The organism is Micromonospora sp. NPDC023633, from assembly GCF_040640035.1.
Taxonomy (GTDB): domain Bacteria; phylum Actinomycetota; class Actinomycetes; order Mycobacteriales; family Micromonosporaceae; genus Micromonospora.
Window position 1 is genome coordinate 1 of the sequence record NZ_JBFABB010000226.1, and the last position, 5,727, is coordinate 5,727.

The 5,727-nt window shown below is 75.0% G+C and carries 7 protein-coding genes; 4 read left to right on the top strand and 3 right to left on the bottom strand.

Translation table 11 applies throughout. The annotated features are described in order from the left end of the window. Both AB0G13_RS33740 and AB0G13_RS33745 read right to left on the bottom strand, forming a co-directional pair. A partial coding sequence (locus AB0G13_RS33740; RefSeq protein WP_357883464.1) for an ATP-binding protein occupies positions 1-1,416 on the bottom strand: 1,416 nt, incomplete at its 3' end. Then, complete coding sequence (locus tag AB0G13_RS33745) at positions 1,413-2,087, bottom strand: response regulator transcription factor (RefSeq protein WP_357883467.1); 675 nt, start codon at positions 2,085-2,087, stop codon at positions 1,413-1,415. The genes AB0G13_RS33745 and AB0G13_RS33740, both read right to left, overlap by 4 nt. Positions 2,088-2,261: 174 nt before the next feature. Here AB0G13_RS33745 and AB0G13_RS33750 point away from each other — a divergent pair, with 174 nt between their 5' ends. From AB0G13_RS33750 to AB0G13_RS33760, 3 genes are read left to right on the top strand one after another with little or no spacing between them, the layout of a single operon-like run. After that, positions 2,262-2,633 carry a GlsB/YeaQ/YmgE family stress response membrane protein gene (locus AB0G13_RS33750; RefSeq protein WP_357883470.1) on the top strand — a complete coding sequence of 124 codons (372 nt, stop codon included), beginning with the start codon at positions 2,262-2,264 and terminating at the stop codon, positions 2,631-2,633. Beyond that, positions 2,630-3,295: an STAS domain-containing protein gene (locus AB0G13_RS33755; protein ID WP_357883473.1), complete on the top strand. Its 666-nt coding sequence runs from the start codon at positions 2,630-2,632 to the stop codon at positions 3,293-3,295. The genes AB0G13_RS33750 and AB0G13_RS33755 overlap by 4 nt, the downstream gene beginning before the upstream one ends. 58 nt (positions 3,296-3,353) lie before the next feature. Then, positions 3,354-3,653 (top strand): BON domain-containing protein, encoded by a 300-nt coding sequence (locus AB0G13_RS33760; protein ID WP_357883476.1) that lies wholly within the window; start codon positions 3,354-3,356, stop codon positions 3,651-3,653. Positions 3,654-3,694: 41 nt separating this feature from the next. On the opposite strand, the gene AB0G13_RS33765 is transcribed toward AB0G13_RS33760, so the two are convergent. Continuing rightward, complete coding sequence (locus AB0G13_RS33765) at positions 3,695-4,444, bottom strand: DNA-formamidopyrimidine glycosylase family protein (RefSeq protein ID WP_357883479.1); 750 nt, start codon at positions 4,442-4,444, stop codon at positions 3,695-3,697. An 87-nt stretch (positions 4,445-4,531) separates the two neighbouring features. On the opposite strand from AB0G13_RS33765, the gene AB0G13_RS33770 reads away from it, so the two are divergent. Continuing rightward, positions 4,532-5,608 (top strand): spore photoproduct lyase family protein, encoded by a 1,077-nt coding sequence (locus tag AB0G13_RS33770; RefSeq protein ID WP_357883482.1) that lies wholly within the window; start codon positions 4,532-4,534, stop codon positions 5,606-5,608. The last annotated feature ends 119 nt before the right edge of the window (positions 5,609-5,727 follow it).

Genomic DNA, 5,727 nt, shown 5'->3' on the forward strand with positions numbered 1-5,727 from the left:
CTGGAGCAGGACGATGGAGAGCAGGGTGAACGGGATGCCGATCAGGAAGCACCAGCGCCAGCCGAGCCAGGAGGTGTCCACGAGCACGCCGCAGCGGGCGCCCCCGCCGGGGCGGTCGCCCACGCTCGCACGCCCCCGGTGCGCGGCGGCGTGCTCCGCGACGATGGCCAGCCCGAGCCCGGTGCCGTCGCCGTCGCCACGCGAGTGCGCGGCCCGGCCACGGACGAAACGGTCGAAGATGGCGTCCCGGTCCCCGGTGGGCACGCCCGGGCCCTCGTCGTCGACCTCGACGATTCCCGTTCCGTCCCGCTGCGACAACCGCACGGCCACCGGCCCGCCGCCGTGGCGCAGCGCGTTGTCGACCAGGTTGGCCAGGATCTGCTCGACCCGGCGCTCGTCGACCAGCCAGGTGGCGGCGACGCCCCGGCCGGCGCGCACGAGCGTGTCCGGCAGCCCGCGTGCCTGGCAGGCGCGGCGGGCCAGCGCCGCCACGTCGACCGGCGACCGGTCGACCGGCTGGTCGCTGCGGGCGAGCTGGATGAGGTCGTTGACCAGTTGCTGGAACCGGGTGATCTCGTCGGCCACCAGCGCGGCGGCGGTGGCGGTGCGGTCGTCGAGGTGCGCCCGGCGCCGGGCCAGGACGCTGGCCGCGGCCGACAGGGTCTGCAACGGCGAGCGCAGCTCGTGGCTCACGTCGGCGGCGAAGCGGCGGTCCCGCTCGATGCGCCGGGAGAGCTGGTCGACCATGTGGTTGAAGGACGTGGAGAGCCGGGTGAGATCAGGGTCGGTGGTCGCCGCGAGCCGGGCGGAGAAGTTGCCCGCCGCGATCTCCTGCGCGGCGTCGGCCACCGCCGTCAGCGGCCGCAGGCTGTGCCGGGTGGCGTACCAGCCCAGGGCGGCGCCGGACCCGGCGACGACGATGGCCACGGCGGTCAGCGCGAGCGCCAGGACCCGCAGGGTCTGGTCCAGCTCGCGCAGCGACGTCAGCTCGTAGTAGCTGGTGGACGGGGCCAGCGGCAGGCCGACGAGCAGGGTGGGCTGGCCGTTGACCCGGACCCGCTGCACGGCCGGTTCCCCGGCGTGGACGAGCTGTTGCAGGTCGACCGGGATGGCGGCGGTGAGGCCGGCGTCGGCCGTGCGGGCGTACCAGTCGTCCCCGCGGTGCAGCAGCGGCCGGCGGACGCCGCCGGTGTCGAGGGACCGCAGCACCTCCACCACGTCGGGGTCCTCCGTGTCCAGGCCGGTACGCACCACCGCCGCGTCGAAGTACGCCGCCCGCACGGCGGTGCGCTCCCGCTCGTCCAGCAGGGAGCGCCTGGTCAGCTCGTAGGAGACCAGCGCCATCGAGGCGGACAGCAGCAACGCGCCGACCGCGAAACCGGCGGACACCCGGGCCCGCAGCCCGAGGCGTCTCACCGGGTCAGCTTGTAGCCGAGGCCGCGCAGGGTGACCAGGTGCCGGGGGTTGCCCGGATCCTCCTCGATCTTCTGCCGCAGCCGACCCACGTGCACGTCGACGAGTCGCTCGTCGCCGGTGTCGTAGCCCCAGACCCGTTGCAACAACTGCTGGCGCGACAACACCCGGCCGGCGTGCTCGGCCAGCTCGCAGAGCAGCCGGAACTCGGTGCGGGTGACCGGCACCGGCCGGCCGGTCAGGCGCACCTCCCCGGCGTCCGGGCTGATCTCCAGCTGCCCGAACGTGAGCACCGGCAGCGGGTCGGGCGCCGCCCGGGCCCGGCGCCGCAGGGCGCGCAGCCGCGCCGACAGTTCCTTGATCGCCACGGGCTTGACCACGTAGTCGTCGGCCCCGGCCTCCAGCGCCGCGACGATGTCGTGGGTGTCGTCGCGGGCGCTGACCACCACGATCGGCACGTCGTCGTCGCGGCGCAGCCGCCGGATGCACTCGAAGCCGTCCAGGCCCGGCAGCATCAGGTCGACCAGCACGGTGTCGGCCGGCTCCCGGCGCTGCGTCAGCAGCCCCTCCTCGGCGGTGGCCACGCCCCGGACGCGGTAGCCCTCGTCCTCGAGCGCGAGCAGCAACGCCAGACGGATCCGGTCGTCGTCCTCGATCACCAGCACGTCCGTCATACCGGCATCATCCCCAAGGCGACGACGGCCGCCCAACCGTGTCCGGCGTTCGACGGTTTTGTCACGCAACTGTCATACAACCGCGTGGCCCGCGCCACGGGCGGCACCGAGGGTGGTGGGGCGGACCCGAGGGCCGGCTGCCGTCGCCCGGCCGGTCCCGGAGGGGAGATCAGAATGACCATCGCCGGTCTCTTCACCGCGCTCGCCGTCGGTCTCCTCGTCGCCGGGGTGGGCTGGCGGGTGACCCCGCGCCGCCGGGAGGTGCCGGTCTGGCTGGCCCTGGTGGCGGGGATCGTCACCGCGCTGCTCGGCGTCATCCTGGCCCGCATCGTCGGCCTCGACACCGACCGCTCCGGGGCGTGGAGCATCGGCGTGCCGGCCGGCTCGGCCGTCCTCGGCGTCGCCCTCGTAGCGGCCACGGCCGGTACCCGGCGCGCCGCCGGCCCGCCGCGCGGAACGCGGCCGGACCTCGACCCCGCCCAGACGCCGCCGGTCGCGGGCCGGCGCGTGGCCCGGCCCGACCTCCCGTGGAGGAAGACACCATGACCGTCGTACCGGACGAGCACCGGATGACGTTGATCTGCGACAGCTGCGGGGACACGACCACCGGCACCGCGTGCGTCCTGCCCGACGCCGAGGTCGTCTGGACCCTGGTGGCCGAACACGGCTGGAGCGGCTCCCCGTTCGCCACGGGCCCGCACCGCTGTCCCCGGTGCAGCCTGTCGGGTCTCGGCGTCGGGGGCGACACCACCGCCCAGGGCGGGCAGCCGGGCGGCGGGGTGCTGGGCGTCGACCACCTCGACGACGTCGCGGTGGTCACGGCCGTCGGGGACATCGACGTCGACACCGCCGACGAGCTACGGGCCGCCCTGCGACAGGCCGTGGACGTCTGCGGACACGTCGTGGTCGACCTGACCCGGGTCCACCTCATCGACGCCGGCGGGCTCGGGCTGCTCGTCCGGGCCCACCGCGACGCCCGGGAGCGCGGCGCGGTGCTCTGCCTCGCCGCTCCGTCCCGCTTCATCCGTACCGTGCTGCACACCATGCGGCTCGACGGGCTGTTCCCGGTCTTCGCGAGCCCGCAGGAGGCGCTCCGGCGGCTGTCCCCGGGCGGGGCCGGCGACGCCGCCGCGCTGGCGGCCGTCGTCGCCGGGCCGGATCCGCGCGGCCTCCCGCCAGCGGCGGTGACCGACGCGGTGTCCCGCTGACCCGACGCCGGGCCCCGGGGCGTGTCCGGGCCGGAGACCACCCGAGAGGAAGCACACCATGCTCATCCCCTGGCCGTACCCGGACGAGGGCGGGTACCGCCCCGAGCCGCCGGGGCCCCCGCCCGACGATGAGGACGCCCGGCTGGCGGCGCTGGTCGCCCAGCGGTTGAGCAGCGACTGGACCACCCGCCGTCAGCAGATCGTGGTCACCGTGCAGAACCGCGTCGTCATCCTCGCGGGCGTCGTGGCCGGCCCGGAAGCCCGGCGGGTGGCCGGCGAGATCGCCTGGGACGTCGGGGGCGTCGGAGACGTCTGCAACGCCCTGCGGCTCGCCGGCGCCCGCCGGCCCCGCCGCTGACCGACCCGAACGCCGCCGAGGCGCGCGTCTCGCGGGACGGGTCAGACCGGGGGCTGGTCGACCGGGCAGGCGTACGCCGTGCGGCCGCCCAGCGGCCACGTCCGCACGCCGGCGCCGCAGCGCCGGCATGTCGGCCGCTTGTAGACCCACCGCTCGTCGGGCGCCGCCGGGTCGCTGACCACCTGGCCGGCGTCGCGGCCCAGCGCCAGGTGTCGGACGGCGAGCTCCCACAGGCGTCGGGCGGGCGCCGGCCCGACGGCCCGGGCGTCCGGGTCCAGGCCGGCGAGGAAGAGCAGCTCCGCCCGCCAGGCGTTGCCGAGGCCCGCCCACACCGCCTGGTCGAGCAGCGCCGCGCCGACCGCGCCCCGGGCGGCGGCGAGCCGGCGCACGGCGTCCTCGCCGTCGGCGTCGGCCCGCAGCGGGTCCGGGCCGAGCGAGGCCCGCAGCGCGCGTTCTGCGTCGGCCGGGAGCGGTTCGCAGCGGATGGGCGCGATCAGGTCGTACGCGACACCGGCGCGGGCCAGACGCAGCCGGACGCCCTTGCGGGGCGGGACGGCCGGGCCGTCGTGGCGCAGGAAGAGCCCGCGCATGCCGAGGTGCACGTGCAGGGCCGGCGCGTCGTCGACGTGGTAGAGCAGGTGCTTGCCGTACGCCTCCACCGCGCGCAGCCGCCGCCCGTCGTACGGGCCGACGTCCACGCGACCCTGCGGGCTGGACACGGCGAGGACCCGCCCGGCGAGCGCGGCGTGCTGGTCGCGGGCGTACCGGTGGATGAGGTGGCCCTCGGGCATGCGTGCGGGTACCCAGGGACCGGGCGCGAAAACGGGCGCCCGGGGACGCGGGGAACAACGGCGATCGGTCCGCAGTTGTCCCCTTTCGTGACCGACGTTGCCCCGCACCCGCGGCTGTTCGACATCCGGCGGATCTACCTGGAGCCGGAGGCCGCCGCCCTGCCCCGTGGACGGGCCGTGCTGGAGCGCTTCCCCGACGCGGAGCGCGTCGAGGTCGAGAGCCACTCCCGCATCCCGGAGCTGTACGGGGACGAGACGAACGTCGCCCGGTGGGTGCGGATCAAGACCGAGGCCCTGGTGCTGGGGATCAAGAAGTCCCTCACCGCCCGCCCGAACGGCCGCTCGGCCGACTTCATCGCCCCGTCCACGGCGAACGGCTGCGCGATGGCCTGCGCCTACTGCTACGTGCCACGCCGCAAGGGCTACAGCAACCCGGTGACGGTCTTCGCCAACATCGACCGGATCACCGGTTACCTGCGACGGCACGTGGGCCGGCAGGGAGTCAAGGGCGAGCCGAACCAGTGCGACCCGGCCGCCTGGGTGTACGACATCGGCGAGAACTCCGACTGCTCGCTGGACGCCCGGATCTCCGACAACGTCCGGGACCTGGTGACGCTGTTCCGGGAACTGCCCAGCGCGAAGGCGACGTTCGCCACGAAGCACGTCAACCGCGACCTGCTCGACTGGGATCCCCGCGGCCGGACCCGCGTCCGCTTCTCGCTGATGCCGGCCCGGGACGCGAAACTGCTCGACATCCGGACCTCCCCGGTCGCGGAGCGGCTGGCAGCCGTCGACGACTTCGTGGCGGCCGGCTACGAGGTGCACGTCAACTTCAGCCCGGTGGTGGTCCGCGACGGGTGGCTGGACGACTGGGCGGAGCTGCTCGACCAGCTCGACGACGCGCTCGGGCCCCGCGCCAAGGCACAGCTCGCCGCCGAGGTCATCTTCCTGACCCACAACGACCGGCTGCACCAGGTGAACCTCGGCTGGCACCCGAAGGCCGAGGAGGTCCTCTGGCGGCCGGAGCTGCAGCAGCCGAAGCGGTCGCAGACCGGCGGCTGGAACGTGCGGTACCGCACCGGCTGGAAGGGCGCCTACGTGGCTGCGCTGACGGACCTGATCGCCGCGAAGGCGCCGTACTGCCGCGTCCGCTACGCGTTCTGAGCCGGTTCCCGGCGGATTCGGGGTCGTAACGCAGTTCAGGGCCACCCCGAAGGGGTGACCCTGAACTGAAAGATTGTCCGGCGGTGTCCTACTCTCCCACACCCTCCCGAGTGCAGTAC

Coding starts and splice junctions, on each gene's coding strand:
- AB0G13_RS33745 (WP_357883467.1), bottom strand. CDS start 2,087: ATGACGGACGTGCTGGTGATCGAGGACGACGACCGGATCCGTCTGGCG.
- AB0G13_RS33750 (WP_357883470.1), top strand. CDS start 2,262: ATGACCATCGCCGGTCTCTTCACCGCGCTCGCCGTCGGTCTCCTCGTC.
- AB0G13_RS33755 (WP_357883473.1), top strand. CDS start 2,630: ATGACCGTCGTACCGGACGAGCACCGGATGACGTTGATCTGCGACAGC.
- AB0G13_RS33760 (WP_357883476.1), top strand. CDS start 3,354: ATGCTCATCCCCTGGCCGTACCCGGACGAGGGCGGGTACCGCCCCGAG.
- AB0G13_RS33765 (WP_357883479.1), bottom strand. CDS start 4,444: ATGCCCGAGGGCCACCTCATCCACCGGTACGCCCGCGACCAGCACGCC.